Annotated in this window: 1 protein-coding gene; it reads right to left on the reverse strand. The window is 52.8% G+C overall.

From position 1 onward, the window contains the following. Positions 1 to 1,260: hypothetical protein (locus J7438_RS25595; protein WP_209278863.1), on the reverse strand; the 1,260-nt coding region annotated here is incomplete at both ends.

Raw genomic sequence — 1,260 nt, forward strand, 5'->3', positions numbered from 1 at the left:
GCAGAAGAGAAGTACAGAGCCAGTGCTTTCATTTGACTTGATTCTAAAAGTTCATCTTCTTCATCACTGCTGTCGCCTCCAATGTCCGTAGAATAACCTTGCTGTTTAAGACATTGGCGGAGTTTGTTCTCATTATCAGTCAGTTTTTTTCCTGAGGGTACTCCAAAGCCTGCAAATATGCGGCAAGAAAGTTTCAGAAGACTCTTCTTTTCATCCGCGGGTAGCCATTGAATAAAGGCTTGCACTTTCGTCTTTTCCGGTAAGCCTTTGCCATGACACATGGAGGAAATATTGGTGACCAGTGCCCGGTCGAGCGGTTTGCCCTTAACGTCTTCGTCTTTGCCCTCCTGCCAGCCCTCTTTCAAGTAGGGCAGCGTCAGGAAGGCCTTCACGTCCTTATCTTTCGGTAAGCCTTTGCCATTACACATGGAGGAAATATTGGTGACCAGCGCCCGGTCGAGCGGTTTGCCCTTAACGTCCTCGTCTTTGCCCTCCTGCCAGCCCTCTTTCAAGCAGGGCAGGGTGAGGAAGGCCTTCACGTCCTGATCTTTCGGTAAGCCTTTAGAGGAACACATGGAGGAAATATTGGTGGCCAGTGTCCGGTCGAGCGGTTTGCCCTTAACGTCCTCGTCTTTGCCCTCCTGCCAGCCCTGTTTCAAGCAGGGCAGGGTCAGGAAGGCCTTCACGTCCTTGTCTTTTGGTAAGCCTTTAGAGGAACACATGGAGGAAATATTGGTGACCAGTGCCCGGTCGAGCGGTTTGCCCTTAACGTCCTCGTCTTTGCCCTCCTGCCAGCCCTGTTTCAAGCAGGGCAGGGTCAGGAAGGCCTTCACGTCCTGATCTTTCGGTAAACCTTTGCCATTACACATGGAGGAAATATTGGTGACCAGTGCCCGGTCGAGCGGTTTGCCCTTAACGTCCTCGTCTTTGCCCTCCAGCCAGCCCTCTTTCAAGCAGGGCAGGGTCAGGAAGGCCTTCACGTCCTTATCTTTCGGTAAGCCTTTGCCATGACACATGGAGGAAATATTGGTGACCATTGCCCGGTCGAGCGGTTTGCCCTTAACGTCCTCGTCTTTGCCCTCCTGCCAGCCCTCTTTCAAGCAGGTCAGGGTCAGGAAGGCCTTCACGTCCTTATCTTTCGGTAAGCCTTTGCCATGACACATGGAGGAAATATTGGTGACCAGTGCCCGGTCGAGCGGTTTGCCCTTAACGTCCTCGTCTTTGCCCTCCTGCCAGCCCTCTTTCAAGCAGGGCAGGGTC

Origin of the sequence: Thalassotalea sp. G20_0 (genome assembly GCF_017744175.1) — a bacterium.
Lineage (GTDB): Bacteria > Pseudomonadota > Gammaproteobacteria > Pseudomonadales > Endozoicomonadaceae > Endozoicomonas.